A 22,812-nucleotide genomic window follows, 5' to 3' on the forward strand; every position below is an offset into this window, starting at 1 on the left:
CAACGTCCGACGTTTCAAGGCTCCACAATGTTGTGCTGGTGGCATACCAGGGCCGAACCTCCACCTGCCTACCTGCGGCACACGGAGGTGTACCGGCAGGCGACCAGCGCGGGCTGCTCGACGGGGTAGCCCGCCTGGAGGGACCAGGCCAGGCGCACGAACTGGGCGTGGGACCAGATGAGGGGCGTGGCCGAGAAGGTCCCCTCTCCCGCCGGAAACCCGGGCTGACCGGAGGGCGGGCGCCCATCCCAGACCTGCTCGGGCATCAAGAACCCATCGTTGCTGGAGCGGGCCATGGCATCCAGATAGGAGGCCGCCGGTTGCCCCGCGGCGAGCGAGTACTCGCCCCGCTCTCCCGCGAAGATGGGCCAGGCGCGCCCGAGCGTCAGCCCGGTGTCCGGCTCGCTGATCACCCACGGTCCTCCCTCGCGCGTCTCTCCGTACCCGTCGAAGTCGTACCGGTGCCAGAACGAGCCGTTCGGCGTGTCCGCCTTGAGCTGCGTGTCGATGACTGCCAGCGACATCGCAATGGCCGGATCGTTCGCGGGCTTGACGCCCAGCCGCACCAGCTCGAGGAAGCTCGGGTCCACCACGCGGCGCTGATCGATGGCTGAGGGGCCTCCATCTCCCAGGGAGTAGGTTGTCCCCGCGTTGGGGTTCCCGTCCTTCGTCAAGCGCAGGTAGTACGCGTGTGGCGCGAGCGGGCCGTTGGTCGTGACGGTCCAGGACTCCACCTGGTGCTGCCAGGAGTCCGCAGTGGACTCGTAGCTCGCCGCGGAGGCGGCGTCTCCGTTATGGCGCGCGAGGTCCGCGGCACAGATGAGCCCGGCGATCTCGGCGGCGATCGTCCCTGGCGAATAGCCGCTCTGGTTCTCCCAGCGCTCCTGGGGCGTGACGGGGCCGTGGGCCACGAGGAAGTCCGCCGCCTTCTTCACATGGTCCGTGTACGTCGCCGCGTCCGTGCGGCCGAGCTGCCACGCCAGGACGATGGGCAGGGCCACCTCATCGAGCTGTAGGTTGGTCCAGTGCGGCGTGCCTTCCACCGTGGCGTTCTGTGGAAACGAGCCATCCGGCTTCTGCTGGACCGTGAAGAGGTGATCGAGCGCTCGCCCCGCGGCGTCCCGGTCTCCCGCCGCCAGGAGCGCGGTGGCGATCTGATAGAGGTCTCTCGACCAGACGAGGTGGTAGGCCCCGGAGGGCTTCTCCAATCCCTGGCCCCACACCCACGGCATGGTGGGCGAGGCGATGAAGGCGCCACGGTGGAGCTTGTCCTCCGAGGCGGCCAACACCATCAGCGAGGACTGATAGGTGGTCATCCAGCGCTCGACGCTCGGGGGCGCGGGCGGCAGCGAGCCCAACCAGTTGTGCCACCCCCCCGCATAGGTCTGCGCCACCAGCTCGAAGCCGGTCTGCAGCGAGCCCTCCGCCGCATCCCGCGCCTCGTCCGCCGTCTCGCCGAAGCCGAGCACCAGGGTCGCCGACTGTTTGTGGCCGAGCCCCGTCACGGGCAGCTTGCCCGTCTGCACCACGTTGCCGTCCGGCGCCGAGCGGTAGCTCCAGTTCATCTTGAAGTCGTCGCGCAGATCGGTCCACCCGTCGCTCGCTCCGAGGTAGCCGTTCGAGGTCTTCTCGAAGTCGGGGTGCGAGAGCAACGCGCTGGCTGCAATGCTGTCCTGCGCGATCAGCACGCCATCCTCGCTCGTGCCCGAGTCGTCAATCCCCTCGTTGGCGAGCGACGGGTCATACACCACATAGAGTGAGTACGGCTCGCCCGAGAGGGACTCGAAGCGGACGTCGATGAGGAGCGTGTTCCGCTCCGGATCCGTCACATAGGTCTTCGTGAGGCGGTACTTGCCGGACTTCGCGGTGTTCACCTGCTGGTAGGTGAGGCTGCGCGGATCCGCGAGCTCGACGTGGTGATCGGTGGCGTCGAGCTCGGACTCGGCGAACGTCTTGCCATCCGAGACGATGAACCACAGATCCCTCACGCTCGGCGAGCCGAGGGTCGGGTAGTAGACCTCGGTCAGCTCGCCGGAGCCGAGCGTGTACCAGACCCGGCTCACCTGGCTCCTCGCGGTGCCGAACCCCTCCTTGTTCGCCGGAGTCCAGACCGCCGCGGAGCCGGGCTGACCGGGTGCCACCGAGCCGGCACAGCCAGCCAGAACGATCGCCAGTGCCAAGATACCGAGGGACGTGCCACGAGCGCGAGGTCCAAAGATGGAGAAGCCCATACGAGCCAGTGCCTCCTGCGAGCCAGAGATGGCGGCAAGGGAGGACACCCGGCCCCGAGGCGGCAAGCTGGACTCCAGGGCCAAGGCTTCTGGTGGACAGACCCCGAGAACGGACGTTGGATGTGCCACATGCGCGCAACCCCGTCCGTCCTTCCTTCATGGCTGGCTCCCCTCCTGCTGGGAGTCGCCCTGGCTGCTTGTGGACCCAAGAACCTGAAGGACCGCACCCGTCATGGGGAGAAGCTGTCCGATGAGGCCTCGCCTCTGCTCGATGGCGCCGAGCGGGATCTGAGCAAGCTGGACGTCGATCACGCCGAGGCCCAGCTCGATCAGGCTCAGAAGCTGCTGTCCAACCCGGACATCGAGCTGTCTCCCGAGGGAGAGATGCTCCATTCCCGCTACTCCGAGCTCAAGGCCCGCATCGGTCCCACCCGCCAGGAGAAGGCGCGCCGAGACCTCGAAGCCGCCGCGGACAAGCAACGAGACAACCTCATGCAGGCCATGGACGAGGTCTCCACCGCGCTCGACGCGCTCGATCGCAAGGACGTCGGGCCGCCGCAAGTGCAGGCCGTCCTCAAGGCGGTGGAGCACACGCGCGAGCGGCTCAACGAGGGCAAGAAGTTCGAGGCCCAGAACGAGGACTACGGGGCCTCCGCGCGGCGCACCGAGCAGCGGCTGGAGCAGGCCACGGCGAAGGCTCGGAGTGTGCAGCAGGCGCTCGACTTCGTCTCCGGGCCAGCCACCGCCCGCCAGGAGGGCGAGGCGCTGATGAAGAAGGCGAAGACGGAGAAGGATCCCGACAAGCAGCTCTCGCTCTACACAGACGCCAGAGATCACTTCCAGCGCTGCGGCGAGAGCGCGAAGCAGCTGCTCGCCAAGACGCCGGAGCTCGAAAAGAGCCCCATCCAGGTCGAGGGCCAGACCACCACGCCCAAGGCCGTCGTCTCCAGTTGCGGCAGCAAGGCGGACTCGCTCCAGAAGCTCGTGGCGAAGCTGGAGCAGGCCAAGGCGGCCCGTGAGAAGAAGAAGAGCGCCAGCGCCTCCAAGTCCAAGAAGGGCTGAAGCCCGGAGCACCCCCATGACAAACCCGATCCGATGTGCACTCGCTGTCCTGCTGATGTCGGCCTGGGGCCTGGGCTGCCATGACGACACCCCGAACGGACCGGATGCCGGCACTCCCGACGCCGGGGCCGAGTGGGATGGCACCTACGTCCCTCTGGACGAGCAGGGCGACAACATCGACACCGGCCCCTTCGCCTCGTGCCCCGTGCTCACCGCGGATGACGCGGGCACGCCCATCGCCTGCGGCAGCAGGGAGGCGTTCGACCTGTCAGCCTGCAACCGGAGCACGCTCTCGCAGCTCTCGCCGGACGGCGTCTACGGCGTGCGCCAGCGTGCCAGCGGCACCAGCTTCTTCGGCTTCGGCTACAGCGGCATCAAGGTCTCGACGAATGGAGGGCCCGAGTCCGTCAACAGCTATCCCCTCATCCAGAAGCAGGTGGACGCCCAGAACTTCTATGTCGCTGGGAAGCGAACCCTGAACGACGGAGGCACCACGCTCTATGCCTTCGCGGGCTGCGAGGCCCAGAGCCCGCAGCACCTCACCGGCTGCTACCAGACCTGCACCAACGGGGGGGCCCGGCGCTCCTCCGGCTCGTTCGATGGCACGCGCCTGCAGCGCTTGAGCGAGCCCGAGTCCTCGGGCATCGGACTCGTCTCGGAGAGCGCGGTGGCGCTCGGCCTCCCCGTGGATGTCTACGTCACCAAGAACCACGCCTATGTCGTGTCCCTCTCGCTGAGCCCCAGCCCTCGCGTGGGCGGCCTCACCGTGTTCGATGTGAGCGATCAGGCCCACCCCGTGCTTCGTAAGGTGGTGACGCTGGCGGGAGACACCTACTGGAACTCGGTCTGGGCCAAGGACAACGCGCTCTACATCGGCAGCGGCAACCACGGGGTGATCGTCTACGACATCTCCAACCCCGAGGATCCGCAGTTCGTACGCAGCGTGCCGGGTGACACCTTCGACGTGCATACCCTCTACGTGGATGGGAACCGGCTGTATGCCCAGGCCGCGGGCGCCAACCAGGAGCTCATCTTCGACGTGAGCAATCCGTTGAACCCCGTACTGCTCACCCGCTACACGGTGCCCGCGGACACCAATGGCCTGGGCTATCCGCACGACGCGTTCGCGTACCAGAACCGGCTGTACATCAACCAGATGGGCCAGGGGTACTACGTGCTGGACGTGACGGATGGGGCCAACCCCAAGCCGCTCGGCGCGTATACGTATGACGCGGACATCTACAACCCCACCCACGCCAATCAGGTGGGCACCTTCGCCGGGCGCACCATCGCCTTCGAGGGTGGCGAGGAGGTGAACGCGCACCTGCGCGTGCTGGACGTCACCGACCCGGCCCACATCGTGAAGATCGGCGAGTACAAGATGCGGCCGCAGACCTCCATCCACAACATGATCCTGAAGGACAAGCGGCTGTACGTGGCCTGGTACGCCGAGGGCCTGCGCGTACTGGACGTGTCCAACCCCACCCAGCCGAAGGAGCTGGCCTACTTCAACACCTACCGGGACGTGGACCTGAGCCGCTCGGGCGCGCTGTTCGTCGGCGCCATCGGCATCCGGGTCCCCGGTGACGGATATGTCTATCTGGTAGACATCACGCGCGGCCTGCTCATCTTCCGCGAGCCGTGATCCATACACCCGAAAACGGACGGGGTCAGTAGTACACCCCGTCCAGCTTCTGCAACACGGCCTTGATGGCGTCCGGGGTGGTCCCGCTTTCCTTCGCCAGGACTGTGGCTGAATACGTCACGGCCACAGTGGTAGGTGGGTATTCAGCGAATCCTGCTATCACCACGGGACCGATGTCACCAGGCCATGCCAATGCTCTCAATTCGCGCCAACAGCGCACGGGGTCAAAGACGGTGAAGCAGGGCCAGGAAGGAAGCCGGAGCGTACGGACATCGCAGCCCAGAAAGCGAGTCGCATCCAGATGCGCCTCGGAGAAGTCACAATCCTCGATGCTTCCTTCACCTGCAGAAGACGGCCATTCCCCGAAGTCATTACCAGTGAAACGGCCCTTGAATCGGCAACCTCTCAGCACAACGGATTGCCAGCGAAAATTATTCAGCTGTCGTTTGCATTCAATGGTGCAGTCGATGAAGCGCGTGCGGGTGATCACTAGCGCACGCCTGGGCACTCTGATGACAAGAGTACAATTTCTCAATGTCAGGTTGTGACCGAGATAGTACAACTCGGTCGCACTATCCAAGACGAGCGTTTGGTTTTTGATTTCCTGATCACTGAATTGAATCATGACATCCCAATGTCCCAATTGGTCCGTTTAGAGGTTCAGAACGCGATAAGACGGAAGAACACTTCCGCCATCCGCCGCCCGTGTAACTCCATGTTTGAATTCGTCCCTGCCAGTACTTCGTACTTCAGCCCTGTCGCAGCATCGACAATGTCAACACCGGTCCGGCTCCACTGCAGTTCCTTGAACTCTTCTCTCAGCATGTTCTCCACCCATTGACCGCGGAACTGGCGCTCCATGAGGTGGGCTTCAAGATACCGGCCCTGCTCGCGCGCCCGGCGCAAGGCATCTGCCTGCTTCGGTGACAGTTGGCCACGACTCCAGTTCTTGGCGATACGCTGGGCCGCTGACTGGAGGGCGTCCCCTACTGGATCCTTGGCTGGAATCTCCTGGATGGACCTATTGGCAGGCACATGCCAGCGCTGGCCATTGATGAAGACCTGCCGGTTACCGCCCTGGTGACGGATGATGACGGTGGCGGTCTCCCGTGCCTCTGTGGAGTCCTCCGCCGCCGCTGCTGCTCGCCCTCCGGGGCGGCGCACCATGAGGGTGAAGGTCTCGTTCTCGGCGGCGGCCACTGCTTCCACTTCTCCAGCCCCCGCGAGACCCAGGCCCTGAGCTTCAGCCTGGGTGGCTGCCTGCTCGAAGCCCGGCAGGTTGGGCAGACGTGCGGTGAACTTCGCAGTGCCTCCTGTCACCACGGCCGTTACCACCATCACCAGCACGTGCGCCGTGTTCTCCCCTGACACCTGGCTGAACTTCGCGCTCGCCTCTTCCACCTGCTCGAAGGAGGTAGCTCGGTCCACCTCGTGCACCAAGCGGCCCCAGCCGTCCATCAGGCTCCACAGCGTGTGCACCGGCAGCCACGCCAGCAGCGCCAGAGTCAAGCTCGCCGCAACCAACTTGGAGACCGGTTCGGGCAACAACCAGAGCGTCAGGTACAGGCAGCAGGTCCACACCACCATGGCCACCAAGGCCTGTGGGGATACCATCCCCTTGAGCGCCACTCCCGTCTCTTTGAGCACGCCTCTCAAGGCCAGCGCCAGCCCCAGGGTACGCAAGTCTTCCCGAGTCAGGGTGGGGCCATCCGCCAACAGCCCCAAGCAGTCTCCGCCGCCGTACTCCCGCTGGCACAGGCCCAGGTACTTGCGCTTCAGTTCCGCTGCCGAGCCGGCCTCCAGAGGGCTGTCGTCCTCCAGCGGCATCAGCCGCACCACGCGCCCGTGCTCCGTCTCCGCCAGCAAGTCGGCCTGACGCGAGCCCTCGATCAACCAGTGCGCCGTCTCGGCGGGCTGCGCGGAGGAACGGAAATCCCGCGCCAACACTCGCATGGCATGTTGGAAGTCCTCGGTGCTCACCTGCACCGGCTCGGAGGGTCCACTGTCTGCGGTGAGCACGTGCAGTTCGTAGCGCACCGCCGCCAGCTCTGCCTCGGCCGGGTCGGTCTCCGGGTACAGCGCGCGCGGAGTGCCCGCGCAGGCCATCAGGTACGTCAACACCACCGCGCCCACTTGCCGCAACCGCATCGAACACCCCGCATCAGCACTGCATGAGTCCCGCATTACGCCAGAAAGCGGCTTACTCACTCGTATCATCCGAACGATTCGGGGCGATCTGCCGGTAGCCAGTATAGCCGGCGAACGAGGGGTTGAAATACTTCATGACTGTTTCGTACTGCACCACGCTGCGTGTGATGTAATCAGCAAACATGGCCAGAGCATCTGGTGCTTCCACAGCTTCAATTCCGCCATCCAAGGGCAAACGGGCTGCGCACCCCGCGCCAAGACAGCACACGAGGTTGACGGTCGTAGTGTCCCGCAGGAGTTCAATCAGTTTCCCACTCCCTTCGACTCCGCCATAGCCGAACACAGCGAACATGAGCGGGTTGGCTGCAAACCGAGGATCCTCAAGCGCAATACCACTGTCAGAACCGATCAAGCCCTGAAGCTGGCGTCCGCCGTATTCACGCTTAAAGATGGAATGAACGGGCAAGATTGATTGCTCTGTAGTCCGTAGGCGTAGAGCACGCGTCTGGGTTGCTGCCGCGTCGGCCTTTGCTAGCTCCATGCTGGTCAACGTCAGTTTGACCTCAATGATGCCAGCAACGCTCTCGACTGGAACAAGGCGCAGACCACTGGGAGCATGAAGCGATTGGCGTTCCGGTCGTTACGGTGAATGATGCCGTCCTGCTGGCGGCTCGGCCCCCCTGTGTCGGTGTTGAAGCTGTCGATAACCTCACCAGAAGAGACAGTGAAGTCGGGTGCAAGCCGGGCCTGTAACCATTGCAGCAGGCTATTCTCGGCATCCGCACCGCGACTGCCCATATGATCCAATATGCGAGCCCCATCTCCTTTGAGACGAAGAGCCTCCGTCTCTACTCGGAAGTGCTCCCGGATGCGCAGCAGGTGGTTCGGCATAGCCCGAGGCTACAACTACTGCTCGGGCACCTGCTAGGAAGAGCCAAGGGCACGTGCGCCAAGCGGCGCACTGGCCGTACACCAACCTTGGGCACCCTCCCCTGCCCCATGAACGAAAGCTCCTTCTCGGTAGCGTGCGCGGGCCGCGGCTCGTAGATTGCGCGGGCCGCGGCCTCACGCGCGACACTGGCTACGAGGGGGGACAACGTGGCAACCGCCGGCAGCCCATCCATCCTGTCCATCGATCTGGGGACCTCAGCCGTCAAGCTGGCCCTCATCACCACACGGGGCGTCATCCTCGGAGGAGAAGAAGAGCCCATCCCGCTCTCCCTGCTCCCCGAGGGCGGCGCCGAGCAGGAGCCCGAGAGCTGGTGGTCCGCCATCGTCCGCGCCACCCGGCGGTTGCTCGAGCGGGGCGTCGCCCCGGTGGGGGACATCATCGGCGTCAACGTCGGCTCCCAGTGGTCCGGCACCGTCGCCGTGAATGAGCAGGGGCGGCCTCTTCGCCCCGCCATTCTCTGGATGGACTCGCGCGGGGCCCGCCACATCCAGCGCGTCACCCGAGGCCTCGTCTCCATCGAAGGCTACGGCGTGAACAAGGCGCTCACCTGGGTGCGGCTGACGGGCGGCGCCCCCAGCATGTCCGGCAAGGATCCGCTGGGGCACATCCTCTACCTCCAGCACGAGCACCCCGAGATCTACCGCAACACCTACAAGTTCCTCGAGCCCAAGGACTGGCTCAACCTGCGGCTGACGGGCCGCTTCGCCGCCTCGTACGACTCCATCACCCTGCACTGGGTGACGGACAACCGGGAGCTGAACCGGGTGCGCTACGACGAGCGCCTGCTGAAGATGACGGGGCTCCAGCGCGAGAAGCTCCCGGACCTGGTGCCCGCGGCGTCCGTGCTCGGCCCGCTGAGCGCCGAGGCGGCCCGCGCGCTCGGGCTGAGCGAGCGCGTCCAGGTGGTGTCGGGCACTCCGGACATCCTCGCGGCCGCCGTCGGCTCGGGCGCTGTCCGCGACTTCGAGGCCCACCTGTGCGTGGGCACCTCCTCGTGGCTGAGCTGCCATGTGCCCTTCAAGAAGACGGATCTGCTGCACCAGATGGGCTCGCTACCCTCGGCGCTCCCGGGCCGCTACCTGCTGGCGAACGAGCAGGAGTCCGCCGGCATCTGCCTCGTCACCCTGAAGAACCTGCTCTTCGAGACCGAGGACCATGCCACGGCCCGCTCCTCCCAGGAGATCTACGCGGGCTTCGAACGAGCGGCCGAGCGCATCCCCCCCGGCAGTGACCGGCTCATCTTCCTGCCCTGGCTCAACGGGGAGCGCTCGCCGGTGGAGGATCGGCTGGCGCGCGGCGGGTTCTTCAACCAGTCCCTCCAGACGACGCGCGGGCACCTGGTGCGCGCGGTGCTCGAGGGCGTGGCCTACAACACCCGCTGGCTGCTGCCCTACGTGGAGAAGTTCGCTGGCCGGAAGCTGGAGGCCATCCGCATGATCGGCGGCGGGGCCCGCTCGAAGCTGTGGTGTCAGATCTACGCGGACGTCCTGGGCCGCACCATCCTGCAGGTGGACGAGCCGGTGATGGCCAACGCCCGAGGGGCGGCCTTCCAGGCGGCGGTGGCGCTGGGCCACCTCACGGTGGACGAGATTCCAGCGCTCGTCCCCGTGGCCCGCACGTACGAGCCCGACACGAAGAACCGCCGCATCTACGATGAGCTGTTCCGGGAGTTCCTCCAGCTTTACAAAGCGAACAAATCGATCTTCGCGCGGCTCAACCGGGCCCAGAGTGCTTGAGGCACCTGAGGCGGCGCTAGGTTAGGAGAGACAGCCATGGAGCTCCCCGATCTCGATCTGCTGTCCCATCTGCCTCCGCGGCTGCTCGCGGTGGCGGAGCGGTACCTCAAGGCCATCCCCCTGGTGCGCAGCCGGCTGGACAAGGAGACCGGCTCGCTGCTCACCGAGCTGGAGGGCAGCCTCAAGCCCTACAAGGATCAGGTGCCCACCTTCGACCGGCTGCCGGCCCAGGGCCGCCCGCGAGAAGAGATCCTCCACGAGCTGGAGCAGCTCGAGGAGCGAGAGCACGAGCGGTGGAAGGAAGGGCGCATCTCCGGCGCGGTGTACCACGGGGCGGAGGACCACATCGCCTTCGTCAACCAGGTGTACGCGCTCCACTCGCAGAGCAACCCGCTGCACGCGGATGTCTGGCCCAGCGCCACCAAGTTCGAGGCGGAGGTCATCGCCATGACGGCGAACATGCTGGGCGCCGCCGAGGCCAACGCCAGCAAGCCCTCCGAGCAGCACATCTGCGGCTCCGTCTCGTCCGGTGGGACGGAGAGCATCATGCTGGCGATGAAGACGTACCGGGACTGGGCGCGCGCCACCCAGGGCATCACCCGGCCCGAGATGGTGGCTCCCAACAGCGCGCACCCGGCGTTCGACAAGGCCGCACACTACTTCGGCATCAAGCTGGTCAAGGTGCCCGTAGGGCCGGACTACCGCGCCGACGTGGCCGCCATGCGCAAGGCAATCACTCGCAACACCATCGTGCTCATCGGCTCGGCGCCGTCCTTCCCGCATGGGGTGATCGATCCCATCGAGGAGCTGTCGGAGCTGGCGCGCAAGCGGGGCCTGGGCTTCCACACGGACGCGTGCCTGGGAGGCTTCGTGCTGCCGTGGGCGGAGCGGCTGGGCTACCCGGTGCCGCCGTTCGACTTCCGGCTGCCTGGAGTCACGAGCATGTCCGCGGACACGCACAAGTTCGGCTACGCGGCCAAGGGAACCTCGGTCGTCCTGTACCGAGGCACGGAGCTGCGCTCGCACCAGTACTTCACCGCCACCGAGTGGCCCGGCGGCATCTACTTCTCTCCCACCTTCTCGGGCAGCCGGCCGGGGGGGCTCATCGCGGCGGCCTGGGCCACGCTGGTGACCCTGGGCGAGGCGGGCTACCTGGAGGCCTCGCGGCACATCCTCGAGACGGCGGAGGTCATCAAGCGCGGCATCCGGGCCCTCCCCGAGCTGTATGTGTTGGGAGAGCCTCTGTTCGTCATCGCCTTTGGCTCTCGCACGCTGAACATCTACCAGGTGATGGAGCGGATGAGCGCCCAAGGCTGGAACCTCAACGGCCTGCACAAGCCGTCCGCCGTCCACCTGTGTGTCACGCTGCGTCATACCCAGCCGGGAGTGGCGGAACGTTTCCTAGCGGACCTCCAGGCCGCGGTGGAGCATGTCCGAGCGAATCCAGGGGAAAAGGGTACGATGGCTCCCGTGTATGGAATGGCAGCCACGGTTCCCTTCCGTGGGCTGCTGAGTGACTTGCTCAAGAAGTACATGGACCTGCTCTACAAGGTCTGAGCCCCCTCACCCGATGGGCCCATGAGCTCTTCCCCTCTCTCCCTGGCCGATCTGCTCTCCCTCTCCAAAGCGATCCGTGCCATCTCCAATGAGTTCACCCTGCTGGAGCTCCAGCGCACGGTGCTGCGCATCATCCAGGAGCACTCCAGCGCTCCGTACGCCGCGCTCCTGGGGTTCCAGGAGGGCCAGGGCTGGGTCATCCAGTGCCAGTCCGAGGGCGCCAGCCGCGCCCTGTCCGAGCTGCCCACCACGGTGATTCACGGCGCACGCCGCACGCTGGAGCCCATTGTCCTCTCGGACGCCAGCAAGCAGCCCCCATACTGCGACGACGCGGTGGTGCGGGCGCGAGGCCTGCGCTCGGTGCTGTGCACGCCCCTCACCCACCGCGGCGTGCAGCACGGGATGCTCTACCTGGAGCACGCCCTGTCGCCGCAGCTCTTCGAGGGCCCCCGCCTGAGCGCCATCGAGATCCTCGCCGCCCAGGCCGCGGTGGCCCTGGACAATGCCCGCGTGCACCAGCACCTGGCCGAACAGAACCAGGCCCATGAGGTCTCTCGCCGGGAGATCTCGACGACCCGGCAGCACCTCCAGGACTTCATCGACAACTCGCCGGCCGCCATCTACATCAAGAGCCGCGAGGGCCGCATCCTCCTGGTCAACCGTTGGTTCGAGAAGGAATACGGCGCCCCACGCTCTCAATTCGTAGGCAAGACGGACGAGGAGAACTTCGGGCCGGAGCATGCGCGCAAGGTGGTGGAGAATGACCAGCGCGTGCTGAACAGCGGCACCACCCTCCAGTTCGAGGAGGAGGTGATGATTCGGGGAGAGCTGCGCACCTTCCTCTCCCAGAAGTTTCCCCTCCGCACGACGGATGGAAAGATCACGGCGATCTGCGGCATCTCCACGGAGATCACCGATCGCAAGAGGATGGAGCGCGCGCTCCAGCGGGCCAACGAGGAGCTGGAGCACCGCGTGGCCGAGCGCACCGAGCAGCTCAACTCCGCCCAGAAGGAGCTGCTGGAGCGCGCCCGCCATGCCGGCATGGCCGAGATCGCCAACAGCATCCTCCACAACCTGGGCAACGCGCTCACCGGCATCACCGTGAGCAGCACCGTGCTGCGCGAGCGCATCCAGGGCATCCCCATCCCCTCGGTGGGGCGGGTGGCCTCCCTGCTCGCGCGGCCGCCCGAGGAGCTGGGGGAGTTCTTCACGAAGGATGAGCGGGGCCGGCAGGTGCCCGAGTACCTGAACAAGCTGCACACGCGGCTCGAGGAGGAGCGCACGCTGCTGCTCGAGGAGTGCGCCGCGCTGGCGACGAAGATCGAGCACGCCACCAGCGTCATCGCCACCCAGCAGAACTATGCCCGGGCCCGCATCCGGCTGAGCGAGAAGGCGCGGATGCGCGAGCTCGTCGAGGACGCGATCCGGCTGTGCGCCATCGGGGACCAGTACGACAAGATCTTCCAGCGCGACTACGGGGACGAGGAGCCGGAGCTCTACGATCGGCACGTCATCGTGCAGATCCTCGTGAACTTCATCTCCAACGCGAAGAACGCGGTGCGCGAGCGGCCGGACAATCCGCAGCCGCGGATCACCCTGAGCGTACGGCAGGATGCGGGCCACACCTCGGCGGCGGTGGCCGACAACGGGCTGGGGTTCGACGAGAGCGTGAAGGCGCGGCTGTTCACCCATGGGTTCACCACGCGGGCGAAGGGGCACGGCTTCGGGCTGCACAGCTCCGCGATCAGCGCGCAGGCGCTGGGGGGACGCATCGAAGCGCACAGTGAGGGGCCGGGCCACGGGGCCCGGTTCGAGCTCATCCTGCCGCGCATCTCGCCCGAGGATGAGGAGCCCTCATGAAGCGGGGGTGAGCACCGCTCACGTCCGGCTCATGGGGAGTCCTCGTCCGAGATCTCCCGCGTCATCTCCACCATGGTGGGGCGCCAGCCGAGCTTCGCGAAGAACTTCTGCGCACTCTCGTTCTTCGTGGCGCTCATGAGGATGACGCGGGGCGCGCCCAGCTCGGCGAACCGCCGCAGCGCTGCTTCGGCCAACAGCCGGCCGGCTCCGGTGCCTCGCGCGGACTCGTCCACCCAGATGTCGTGGAGCCCGCCGTGGCGGTCCCTCAGCGTGCTCCAGTCCCGCGCCTCCACCCGGCCGTACAGGTAGCCGACCACCTCGCCCTCCCGCTTCGCCACGAGCACCACCGCGTCCTTCGACTTCATCTCCTTGCTCAGCCACCAGCGGTAGCCGGACTCGACGTCGTCGGGGAGCAGGAACCGCTGGGTGTCGAACTCATGGTGCTGCTGGACGAGCGCGGCTCCCATGCGGCCGAGCGCATCCGCATCCGAGGCTCTGGCGGGACGAACAATGATGGACATGGGCATGGACTCTACGCGCGAGAGAACGCCTCGCCGACGATGGCGCGAGCCTCTTCCACCAGGGCGTTCAGGTGCTCCTGGCTGCGGAAGCTCTCCGCGTAGATCTTGTAGACGTCCTCCGTGCCGGACGGCCGCGCCGCGAACCAGCCGTTGGCCGCGACCACCTTGAGGCCGCCGATGTCCGCGTTGTTGCCCGGAGCCCTGGTGAGGCGCTGGAGGATGGGCTCGCCCGCCAGCGTGGTGGCCTTCACGGCCTCCGGCGAGAGCTTCTTGAGCACGGCCTTCTGCGCGGACGTCGCCGGCTGGTCGATGCGCGTGTAGAGCGGCGCGCCGAACTTCTCCGTGAGCTCTCGGTAGTGGACCCCCGGATCCTTCCCGGTGCGCGCGAGGATCTCCACCGCGAGCAGGTCCAGGATCATGCCGTCCTTGTCCGTGGACCACACCGTGCCGTCCCGGCGCAGGAACGAGGCGCCCGCGCTCTCCTCGCCGCCGAAGCCCAGCGAGCCATCGAGCAGTCCATCCACGAACCACTTGAAGCCCACGGGCACCTCGATGACGCGGCGGCCGAGGCTCTGCGCCACGCGATCGATCATGCTGCTGCTCACCAGCGTCTTGCCCACCGCCGTATCCGGCCTCCACCCGGAGCGGTTGCGGAACAGGTACGAGATGGCCACCGCCAGGTAGTGGTTGGGGTTCATCAGCCCCACGCTGCGCGTGACGATGCCGTGCCGGTCCGAGTCCGTGTCGTTGCCGAAGGCGATGTCGAACCGATCCTTGAGCGCCACCAGGTTCGCCATCGCGTACGGCGACGAGCAGTCCATGCGGATCTTCCCGTCATGATCCAGCGGCATGAAGCGGAAGGTGTGATCCACCGTGGCGTTGACCACCTGGAGGTTCAGCCCGTAGCGCTCGGCGATGGGCTTCCAGTAATCCACATTCGAGCCACCCAGCGGATCCGCGCCGATGGACAGCTTCGCCCCGCGGATGACCTCCATGTCCACCACGTTGGCCAGGTCCGCGACGTACGGCGTGATGAAGTCGTACGTGCGCACCGTGGACGCGGAGCGGGCCTGCTCGTATGGCATGCGCGCCACGCCCGAGTTGCCGGAGCCGAGCAGCTCATTGGCGCGCTTCTCGATCCACGCGGTGATCTTCGTGTCCGCGGGGCCGCCGTTGGGCGGGTTGTACTTGATGCCGCCATCCTCGGGCGGGTTGTGCGAGGGCGTGATGACGACGCCATCCGCCAGGCCCGCGCTCCGCCCGCGGTTATAGGTGAGGATGGCGTGGGAGATGACGGGCGTGGGAGTGACTCCGTCCGTGAAGCGCACCTCCACCTTGTTGGCGGCCAGCACCTCGAGCGCCGTGCGCTGAGCCGGCAGCGACAGCGCATGTGTATCCATGCCGAGGAAGAGCGGCCCGTCGATGCGCTCCTGCTTGCGGTACTCGCAGACGGCCTGCGTCACCGCGAGGATGTGCGCCTCGTTGAAGCTCCGGCGGGCGGATGAGCCTCGGTGGCCGGAGGTGCCGAAGGCGACGCGCTGCTCGGGCTCGCGAACATCAGGACGCTCCGAGTAGTACTGGGCGCGCAGCGTCTCGGGGTGGATGAGGAAGGAATCAGGCGGGGGCTTGCCAGCGAGTGGGTGGGGCACGAGGCCGGATGATACGAAGCTGGCGCCGGGCGTCAGGTAGGAAGTTGCTCCCGAGCGAAAAACCGTCCACTTTCAGGGACTTCCAAGGTCCTGCAATCGTTCACCCCGCACAGCGTAAGCTGGGGTACAGGGCCCACTGAAGGAGCCGTCGACATGAAGAAGCTGCTGGTGTTCGTCGTACTGCTGGCCGCGGGGGCCGGGGCGGCGTACCACTTCGGCTACCTCGACCGCCTGCTCCCGGGCGTGTTCGGCGCGAGGCTCATCCCCAAGGACTCGAAGCTGCTGGCCTACTTCGGGCCGGACACCCACGAGCTGGGCATCCTTCAGATGACGGAGGTGAACTTCCCGCTCTCCGACGAGGCGCGCCAGAAGCTCGAGAAGGATGGGCGCGAGCTCTACGACAAGACGGGCATCAACGTGCGCCAGGACGTGGACGCGATCGCCGGAGTGGACGGGCTCGCCGTCGCCCGCGGCCGCTTCGACTGGAGCAGGCTGGGGCCCTACCTTCAATCCGAGGGCTACACCCTCGCCGAGCTGGATGGGGTGCCCGCGGCGATCAAGCCGCACGCGGCGGACCTGGCGCTCGATGGGAACTACCTGCTGATGGGCCCGAGCACGGAGCTGAAGAAGGCGCTCGCTCGCAAGCGGGAGGGTCACGGCCTCGAGAGTGGCAGCCCGATCGTGAAGGCCATCGACGAGCTCGGCTGGAAGCACGCCCTGGTGGGCGGAGTGGTGTCCGGCTCGCGCTTCTCCTCGGAGGCCCCGGGAAACCTCCAGGCACAGGCTGTCGTGGGAGCCATTGACTCGGCTCCGGAAGGCTTCGAGCTGCGCGCGGTGGCGCTCACCGGAAGCAAGGAGCAGGCAGAGGCGATGCAAACGTGGCTGGAGGCGCTCCGCAAGACCGCCCTCCTCCAGATGGCCGTCATCCCGAAGCCCGAGCTCCGCACGGTGCGCGACTCCCTGGAGCGCGCCACGATCGAGACCGACTCGCAGGGGCGCCTGCGCGGCGCCATCCGCTTCCCGTACGCGCTGGTGGATCAGGCCTCCGCGAACCTCTCTCAGGCGCAGCTCCCGTCGGCGCTCCAGTCGATGCAGCTCGCGGATGAGGGCGAAGAGGCCGAGACCACTCCGGCTCCCGCTGTCGCCGCTCAGCCGCCCACGAAGGACTCCTCCGCTCCGGCGGCGGCCGCGGTGTCCCACCGGCTGGACTGGAAGCCGCCCGTGTTCGGTGTGGTGCTGCTGGTGCTCACCCTGCTGACCATGGGCGCCAAGGCGCGTCCAGGCCTGTTCAACGTGCTGCTCCACCCGCTCTACCTGCTGCCGTTCCTGGTCGCGACGCTGGGCGTGTTCGTGTTCCGGTGGACGGGGTACTCCGGCGGCGTGTTCGAGCTGCTGCAACTGCCGATGCCCGAGTGGCACCGTTTCCTCTCCGTGCCGCTGGCCCAGCCCGTGGCCCTGAGCGCGGCGATCCCCATGGTGCTCGCCATCCTCTCGGGCCCCGTGAAGCTGCTGAGGCGGTTCGCGGCGGGGCTCGCGGTGGGCTTCAGCGGCTACCTCGTGACGGAGGCACTCACAGGAGCGAGCGTCGCGCTGATTCCTCCCGCGTACACGCTGCTCTGGTTCGCCGGGAACGCGCTGGCCGCGCTGCTGCTGGCCCGGCTGACGATCCCGCCCCGGGTGAGCAAGAAGTAGCCCCGCAAAGAGTACTGCCCTCGTCGCCGGTCGGGGAGCAACGAGGGCAGCAGGTGGTGTTGATGCGAGAGGGAGAACGCTCCCGAGAACCCGGCCAATCGGGCACTCAGGTCTCCTTCTCATTTGGATTGTCGAGGATCGCTCCAAAGAGTTGCGTCGCAGAGAAAACCCCAGGTGCTCCGCGGCTTTACTCCAGGGCCTGCACTACGGGTCGACACTCCAGGCCTGCTCCACGAGCGCCTCCAGGCCGGCGGATGACTCCTGCCAGCCACGCATGACGGCGTTGCCCATGGAGCGCTTCCAGATGAAGGTCCGCAGCACATCTCGGACCCGTTTGACGTCCGGCCCGTGGGCTCCTTGATCGGCCCGGCGGGCGCGCTCCCGGAGGCGCTCCCACGCCTCATCCGGCAGACGCGGTGGATCCTCGGGGCCGTCCGGGCGCAGGAGGATCCGCAGCTCGTAGGCCAGCTCGATCAAGCCCGCGCGTCCATCGCTCGCCACATCCGAGGCAGGCAGCCGGGCCTCGGGCACGAACTCGACGGCACAGAGCCACCACGCCACCTTGATGCGCTCCGAGGCCGTGGGCTCGATGGGGCGTACGCGCGTGCGGACCAGCAGCTCCAGGTGCTTGCGCACCAACGTGCGCCAGTACTCGGCATGCAGCAGGTGCTCGGGGCCATTGCGTGGAGGCTGCAACGGGGCTCGCTCGGCGCGCTTGCGGAGCTCCCCCACCAGCCCACCCGTCCGATCCACCCTGGAGAGCCGAGACCATGCCGACGCCAGGGCCGCCTCTCCGGGTGACCACCGTCTGCGCAGCACGCCCAGCTCGTCGACTCGGAACGGAAGCCGGGCCTCTGGATCGAAGGGCCTCACGAAGAGGGAGGCCAGGAACCTGCCGAACGCGGAGACCTCCTGGAGCAAGGGGAGCTCCTCCGGGAGCAGTTCGAGGGCCGTGGCCCAACGTTGCTCGGGGGCAAGCTCACGCGGAGCGGTCAACGCCTGCTCTTCCAGCTCCTTCAACAGCCCGACGAGCGACTTCTCCGAGCCCCGAGCGGCACGCTGGGCGACGCTGAGAACCAGCTTCTCGCGGAGCACCTGCACGTCTCGCAGGAGCTGAACGGTCGGACTGGGCGAGGGCCAGGCCTCAGCCTGGGCCCGGCGGAGGGCGGCGGTGAGCACCTCGTCCACGCGGGCCTGATCCTCCGCGACCTCTCGGAGCAGCGCGACGTTCCTCCGAAGCCGCTCCTCCCACATCTTCGCGCTCAGATCCTCGAGCAGGGTCCGGTAGCGGAGCCGGGCGGACTCCAGCAGCTCCGCCCGGCCCTCCAAGCGCAGCCGATACTCGTCCGCGACGGGCCGTCCCATGACTGGCGACTATATGCCGCACCGGTCCGCCTCTTCGCGCTCACGCTGGAGCGGCTCGATGAGCTGGCGTAGCACGGCAGCGGGAAGCCCCCAGTGCTTCTTCCCGCCCGGCCCTCTTGATGGCCTCAGTGCAGCGTCCGCTTGAGCCGGCTCAGCCGCTCGTGGGTGCGCTTCTGGGCCGGCAGCAGCTCCATGCGGACAAGGCGGCGAGCGTCTCCATGCACCTGAGCCGCATCCCGCTGGTAGTCCGCCAGGCCATGGTCCTCGCCCTCTTCGAGCGCCTGGACGGCTGCCTTCTCTCCAATCAAATCCGCGCCGCCCTGCACCAGCTTCGCGAACACTCCCCAGGGGCCTGAGCCCTCGGCTGGCATCCCCCCGAGCTTCTCGATGCGCTCCCGGATCGCCGCCACGCGCTGCTCATGGTCCTTCTGGCATTCCTCCAGCTGCGTGCGCAGCCGGTCATCCGAGATGCGGCCAATCGCCTGACGATAGGTCTCCACGGCGGAGATCTCTCCGCGCAGAAACGAATTGAGCGTCTCGACGTCGTTCTGGGCCATGGGAATCCTCCTCGTGCGGGTATCCGCGCAAAAGTGAGGCATTCCCCTGTTCCGGCAACGAGCGCTCCCTCCACCCCTACGCCCTGCGAGCAACGCCCAAGGCGTCCGCCCGCCCGCCTCCACTCACGGCTTGCCCAGCAGCTCCAGGGCCGCGCTCACCAGCGTCGTCACCCCCGTGCGAATCGTCCGCTCCCGGTCCGGCGCGAACACTCCCGAGTGGAGCGAAGGCAGCGTCTCCCCCGCCTTCTGCGCCGCCTGGAACCGCGCCGGCTCCACCGTGCCGATCCACAGCATCACCGCCGGCACCCCCGCGCGGCCGTACTCCGAGAAGTCCTCCCCTCCCATGGTGGGCGTGCCCTCGCGGACGTTCTCCGCTCCCAGGCTCCGGCTCACCGCGGGCACCACCCGCTTCATGAGCTCCGGATCGTTGTAGGTGGCCGGCGTACCCTCGGTGATGGCGATGGAGGGCGGGCGCGGCGAGCCCGCGGCAATGGACTCGCCCTTGGCGATGCGCTCGATGGCGTCGAGGATCTGCTGGCGGACCTCGGGCTTGTAGCTGCGCACGGTGAGCTGGAGCTTCACCTCATCGGGGATGATGTTGTGCTTCGTGCCTCCGTGGATGGAGCCCACGGTCAGCACCGCGGGCTCCAGCGGATTGCGCTCGCGGCTGATGATGGTCTGGAACGCGAGCACCGTCCGAGCCGCGAGCAGCACCGGATCCACCGTGGTGTGCGGATAAGCCCCGTGCCCACCCTTGCCATAGAGGGTGACGTCGACGGAGTCCACGCTCGCGAGGGCATAGCCTGGCACGTACTCCACCGTCCCGGACGCGCCGTTGGCCAGGTTGTGCACGGCCACGGCGAAGTCCGGCCTGGGGAAGCGCTTGAAGAGGCCGTCCTCGAGCATCTTCCGGGCCCCCGAGCCCGACTCCTCGGCGGGCTGCGCCACCATCATCACCGTGCCCCGCCAGCGGTCCTTCGAGCGGGCCAGGAGCGTGGCGGTGCCCACCCAGGCCGTCATGTGCACGTCATGCCCGCAGGCGTGCATCACCGGCACCGTCTGCCCCGCCGCGTCCTTCGTCGTCACCTTACTGGCATAGGGCAGCCCCGTCTTCTCCTCCACTGGCAGCGCGTCCAGCTCGGTGCGGATCATCACCGTGGGGCCTTTGCCGTTGCGCAGCAGGCCCACCACCCCCGTGCCGCCCACCTTCTCCGTCACCTCGAAGCCCAGGGCGCGAAGGCGCTCGGCCATCTTCGCGGCCGTCTGCTCCTCGTGGCTGGAGAGCTCCGGGGACTGGTGGAGGTCCCGGTAGAGCGTGTCGAGCTGGGGGTAGAGGGCCTCCAGGCCTGGGAGCGGCTGGGGCGCGGAGCGGGCAGGCTCGGCGGCGAGCGCACTCCCTCCGAGCGCAAGAAGGGAAACCACCCACCGAGTCGAACGTCGCAGCACGCTTCCTCCCATGGCTGAATGCGCGCGGAGGATTACACCACACCCTTGTCCAGGGTTCGGCCTGCCTCCACTCGCCAGGTCGCCTATTTTCCGCGTAACCGGGATGCAGTAGGGTCCCTGCCCCATGCGCCACTGGTGGTTGTTGTGCCTGCTGCCTGCTCTGTGTTGGGCCGATCCGCTCAAGCTCGCCGTTCCGGGTCTGTCCGTCGTGGACGTGGACCCGCAGCGGACCTCTTTCCTTGCCGAGCACCTCGCCCAGCAGCTCTCCGACGAGGGGGCGCAAGTCGTGAGCGCCCAGGATCTCGCCGTCATGCTCGGCCTCGACCGCCAGCGGCAGCTGATGGGCTGCACCGGCGGCAAGTGCGTCACCGAGCTGGCCAGCTCGCTCGGCGTGGACGCCCTGGTCACCGGAGACGTGGCCCGGCTGTCCGGTGAGCGCTACCAGCTCAACCTGCGCATGCTCGACGCGACCACGGGCTTCCGCGTGAAGACCCACACCAAGCGGGTGACCGGCTTCGAGGCGCTGCTCGACGAGATGTCGAAAGCGGCGCGGAGCCTGGTGCTCGCGGGCAACAAGAAGTTCGGGCGCAATTCGTCCTCGCAGGCGCCGGCGCCGGCTCCGCGCGTGGAGACCCCTGCCCCGCAGCAGCCCACGCCCGCCCCGGTCGCTGAGGCGGCGCCGCCCCCTCCCGCCCCGGAGGCCACGGCACCGGAGCCCGCGCCCGCGCCCGCGCCCGAGTCGACCTTGACGCGAGCCCACGCGCAGCCCCAGGGAAACTCGCTGCGCAAGTGGGCGTGGCTCCCGGCCGCCGCGGGCGGCGTGACCGCGGGAGCGGGCGTCTACTTCTTCCTCGGCTCCGAGAAGAAGTACAAGGAGCTGTCCGATGGGACTACCCGTACGGAGGGGGCTGCGAAGCAGCTCTCGAGTGACGGCAAGAGCCAGCAGAATCTGGCTCGGGTCTGCCTGGGGGCGGGGACGGCCTTGCTCGTGGCGGGGGGGGCGATGGCCTTGTTCGGCTCGTCGCCCGTGGAGCCCCAGGTGTCCTTGAGTCAGGATCATGTCGCGGTCGGCTTCGCGGGAGAACTGCCATGGTGAAACCCGATGTCTTGAAGCACGGCTTGTGGCTGGGGGCCGTAGCCCTCGTGGTGGCGTTCATCGGCTGCCGGGACTTCGACGCGGCGCTCGAAAAGTGCCAGACCGACCACACGTGCTCGTTGGACGGTGGCTTGCCGGATGGTGGCTTGCCGGATGGTGGCTCGCCGGATGCTGGCCCGCCAGCAGACCCGTTCGAGGGCGAGCCCCCGGGCACGTGCTCCCTGGATGCGGGCCTGTGCCTGCGCAGCTCCAAGGAGCTGCTCTACAACAACGGGCCCACCTTCACCTTCCGCGGCCTGTGGGGCAGCAGGCCGGATGACGTCTTCCTGGCCACCGACGATGGCAAGAACGTGATGCGCTTCGATGGAGGCTTTCCGAACATCGACAGCGTGGCCTATCTGAACATCTACGTCCAACGGCTCCACGGCACGGACGCCACCAATGTCTGGGCCATCAGCAACCAGTCCTACTACGGCCCCTGTGGAGGCATGCCCCTCATGCCAGTGCCCAACCCCAGCGGAGGCACCTGCCCCACTCCCGTCGCGCGGTACGATGGGCAGGGCTGGCTCCAGCTCACGCAAGCCGATGATGCAGGCGTCTCCATCACCCCTCCCGCCCTCTACACCACCGGGCCCAACTCCACCTGGGTCGCGACGAGCAACTCGGGCGCCCTGCGCTGGGATGGCCAGACCTGGGTCGAGGAGCCTGCTTCCACCTCCTCGTATTACTCCACGATCAAGGCCTTCTGGGGTCCGCCCGCCAGCGCGCCCACCTTCGCCGTGGGTGGCGGCTACAACTACGGTGAATACGGGGACTACTGGCGCCGTGGCAGCGACGGCGGCTGGGACGGGCCGAATCAGATCAACGTGGCCTCCAACATCCTCGTCGCCATCGCGGGCCCCAACGAGCAGAACCTCTATGCGGTGGGCGGCCAGAACCTCGTGCTGCAGTGGGATTCGCGCAACAACGCCTGGCGCGCCGAGACCCTGCCCACGCTCCCCCCGCTCAACCCTCCTCAGAGCAACCGTCAGGCGCAGGATGTGTGGGTGAGCGCGGACGGCACCGACGTCTGGGTGACGCTCGACACCAACTACGTGCTGCGCAAGCACAATGGCTCCTGGTCCGTGGTGACGCTGCCCGTGCCGCCCGACTTCCAGGCCGTCCAGGTGACCGGCTTCGAGAACGGAGATCTGTGGTTCACGGGTGTCCGGAACAGCTCGGGCATCGAGAACGGGACCACCGCGTACCGCTTCCGTCGCCTCAAGTAGCGGCAGTCTGGCGAGATCGGGGGCTCT

18 protein-coding genes are annotated in these 22,812 nt (G+C 67.3%); 8 read left to right on the forward strand and 10 right to left on the reverse strand.

Going from position 1 to position 22,812, the window contains the following annotated elements; all coding sequences use genetic code 11:
- Positions 1 to 68: 68 nt before the first annotated feature.
- Positions 69 to 2,180: a glucan 1,4-alpha-glucosidase gene (locus ACJ8AT_RS06985; protein ID WP_407736837.1), complete on the reverse strand. Its 2,112-nt coding sequence runs from the start codon at positions 2,178 to 2,180 to the stop codon at positions 69 to 71.
- Between the two features lie 180 nt (positions 2,181 to 2,360).
- Between ACJ8AT_RS06985 and ACJ8AT_RS06990 the strand changes: the two genes are divergently transcribed.
- A complete protein-coding gene (locus ACJ8AT_RS06990; RefSeq protein WP_407736838.1) occupies positions 2,361 to 3,293 on the forward strand; it encodes a hypothetical protein in 933 nt (310 codons plus the stop codon).
- Positions 3,294 to 3,309: 16 nt separating this feature from the next.
- A complete protein-coding gene (locus ACJ8AT_RS06995) occupies positions 3,310 to 4,938 on the forward strand; it encodes an LVIVD repeat-containing protein (protein WP_407736839.1) in 1,629 nt (542 codons plus the stop codon).
- A gap of 25 nt (positions 4,939 to 4,963) precedes the next feature.
- On the opposite strand, the gene ACJ8AT_RS07000 is transcribed toward ACJ8AT_RS06995, so the two are convergent.
- The 4 genes from ACJ8AT_RS07000 to ACJ8AT_RS07015 form a co-directional block, all read right to left on the reverse strand.
- On the reverse strand, positions 4,964 to 5,563 hold the full coding sequence (locus tag ACJ8AT_RS07000) for a hypothetical protein (protein WP_407736840.1): 600 nt from the start codon (positions 5,561 to 5,563) through the stop codon (positions 4,964 to 4,966).
- A gap of 35 nt (positions 5,564 to 5,598) precedes the next feature.
- Positions 5,599 to 7,086, reverse strand: a complete 1,488-nt coding sequence (locus ACJ8AT_RS07005) for a hypothetical protein (RefSeq protein ID WP_407736841.1) — start codon at positions 7,084 to 7,086, stop codon at positions 5,599 to 5,601.
- A gap of 52 nt (positions 7,087 to 7,138) precedes the next feature.
- A complete protein-coding gene (locus ACJ8AT_RS07010; RefSeq protein WP_407736842.1) occupies positions 7,139 to 7,552 on the reverse strand; it encodes a hypothetical protein in 414 nt (137 codons plus the stop codon).
- 86 nt (positions 7,553 to 7,638) lie between these two features.
- On the reverse strand, positions 7,639 to 7,977 hold the full coding sequence (locus ACJ8AT_RS07015) for a DUF6602 domain-containing protein (RefSeq protein ID WP_407736843.1): 339 nt from the start codon (positions 7,975 to 7,977) through the stop codon (positions 7,639 to 7,641).
- 207 nt (positions 7,978 to 8,184) lie between these two features.
- On the opposite strand from ACJ8AT_RS07015, the gene ACJ8AT_RS07020 reads away from it, so the two are divergent.
- The 3 genes from ACJ8AT_RS07020 to ACJ8AT_RS07030 are packed head-to-tail and all read left to right on the forward strand — an operon-like array spanning position 8,185 to position 13,191.
- Complete coding sequence (locus ACJ8AT_RS07020; RefSeq protein ID WP_407736844.1) at positions 8,185 to 9,774, forward strand: FGGY-family carbohydrate kinase; 1,590 nt, start codon at positions 8,185 to 8,187, stop codon at positions 9,772 to 9,774.
- A gap of 36 nt (positions 9,775 to 9,810) precedes the next feature.
- Entirely contained in the window at positions 9,811 to 11,331 is a 1,521-nt protein-coding gene (locus ACJ8AT_RS07025) for a pyridoxal phosphate-dependent decarboxylase family protein (protein WP_407736845.1), read from the forward strand.
- Between the two features lie 21 nt (positions 11,332 to 11,352).
- A complete protein-coding gene (locus ACJ8AT_RS07030) occupies positions 11,353 to 13,191 on the forward strand; it encodes a PAS domain-containing protein (RefSeq protein WP_407736846.1) in 1,839 nt (612 codons plus the stop codon).
- A gap of 29 nt (positions 13,192 to 13,220) precedes the next feature.
- Here ACJ8AT_RS07030 and ACJ8AT_RS07035 read toward each other — a convergent pair whose 3' ends face one another.
- Complete coding sequence (locus ACJ8AT_RS07035; RefSeq protein ID WP_407736847.1) at positions 13,221 to 13,712, reverse strand: N-acetyltransferase family protein; 492 nt, start codon at positions 13,710 to 13,712, stop codon at positions 13,221 to 13,223.
- Positions 13,713 to 13,723: 11 nt separating this feature from the next.
- Positions 13,724 to 15,361, reverse strand: coding sequence for a phosphoglucomutase (alpha-D-glucose-1,6-bisphosphate-dependent) (gene pgm, locus ACJ8AT_RS07040; protein WP_407736848.1), 1,638 nt, complete (start codon positions 15,359 to 15,361; stop codon positions 13,724 to 13,726).
- A 153-nt stretch (positions 15,362 to 15,514) separates the two neighbouring features.
- On the opposite strand from pgm, the gene ACJ8AT_RS07045 reads away from it, so the two are divergent.
- Positions 15,515 to 17,053 carry a hypothetical protein gene (locus ACJ8AT_RS07045; protein WP_407736849.1) on the forward strand — a complete coding sequence of 513 codons (1,539 nt, stop codon included), beginning with the start codon at positions 15,515 to 15,517 and terminating at the stop codon, positions 17,051 to 17,053.
- 204 nt (positions 17,054 to 17,257) lie between these two features.
- On the opposite strand, the gene ACJ8AT_RS07050 is transcribed toward ACJ8AT_RS07045, so the two are convergent.
- The 3 genes from ACJ8AT_RS07050 to ACJ8AT_RS07060 form a co-directional block, all read right to left on the reverse strand.
- Positions 17,258 to 18,418, reverse strand: a complete 1,161-nt coding sequence (locus ACJ8AT_RS07050) for a hypothetical protein (RefSeq protein ID WP_407736850.1) — start codon at positions 18,416 to 18,418, stop codon at positions 17,258 to 17,260.
- Positions 18,419 to 18,543: 125 nt separating this feature from the next.
- A complete protein-coding gene (locus ACJ8AT_RS07055; protein ID WP_407736851.1) occupies positions 18,544 to 18,975 on the reverse strand; it encodes a DUF2383 domain-containing protein in 432 nt (143 codons plus the stop codon).
- 123 nt (positions 18,976 to 19,098) lie between these two features.
- Entirely contained in the window at positions 19,099 to 20,397 is a 1,299-nt protein-coding gene (locus ACJ8AT_RS07060) for an amidohydrolase (protein ID WP_407736852.1), read from the reverse strand.
- 148 nt (positions 20,398 to 20,545) lie between these two features.
- On the opposite strand from ACJ8AT_RS07060, the gene ACJ8AT_RS07065 reads away from it, so the two are divergent.
- A complete protein-coding gene (locus ACJ8AT_RS07065; protein ID WP_407736853.1) occupies positions 20,546 to 21,517 on the forward strand; it encodes a DUF2380 domain-containing protein in 972 nt (323 codons plus the stop codon).
- Positions 21,511 to 22,785 carry a hypothetical protein gene (locus ACJ8AT_RS07070; RefSeq protein WP_407736854.1) on the forward strand — a complete coding sequence of 425 codons (1,275 nt, stop codon included), beginning with the start codon at positions 21,511 to 21,513 and terminating at the stop codon, positions 22,783 to 22,785. The genes ACJ8AT_RS07065 and ACJ8AT_RS07070 overlap by 7 nt, the downstream gene beginning before the upstream one ends.
- The last annotated feature ends 27 nt before the right edge of the window (positions 22,786 to 22,812 follow it).

The sequence above is a fragment of the Hyalangium sp. genome (assembly GCF_045802625.1).
Classification (GTDB): domain Bacteria; phylum Myxococcota; class Myxococcia; order Myxococcales; family Myxococcaceae; genus Hyalangium.